Here is a 462-nt window from a genome sequence, read left to right on the forward strand (position 1 = left end):
CGGCCGTCGGGAGCGAGGCCGCGCTGGCGGCTGAACGCCACGAACAGCCCCGGTGTCGTCATCAGGGTGGCTCCGCCGGCGAAGGCGACCGAGCACTCGCCCTGGCGCAGTGACTGCACCGCCATGTGCAGGGCCACCAGCGACGACGAGCAGGCCGTGTCCACCGTCACGGCGGGGCCCTCGAGCCCGAAGGTGTAGGAGAGGCGGCCGGACATCACACTGGCGGCGCTGCTGGTGGCCAGGTAGCCCTCAACGCCCTTCGGCGCCTGGCGCAGTGCCTCGACGTAGTCCTGACCGTTGGTGCCGACGAAGACCCCGGCCTTGGTACCGCGCACCGAGGCCGGTGCGATGCCGGCCCGCTCCATGGCCTCCCAGCTGGTCTCCAGGAGGAGCCGTTGCTGCGGGTCCATGGCCAGCGCCTCGCGGGGCGATATGCCGAAGAACGCCGGGTCGAAGTCGCCC

The 462-nt window shown here is 72.1% G+C and carries 1 protein-coding gene; it reads right to left on the minus strand.

Going from position 1 to position 462, the window contains the following annotated elements:
- The coding region (locus GTW67_RS18475; protein ID WP_161165928.1) for a beta-ketoacyl [acyl carrier protein] synthase domain-containing protein at positions 1 to 462 on the minus strand (462 nt) is incomplete at both ends.

It is taken from the genome of Streptomyces sp. SID5910, assembly GCF_009862125.1.
Classification (GTDB): domain Bacteria; phylum Actinomycetota; class Actinomycetes; order Streptomycetales; family Streptomycetaceae; genus Streptomyces.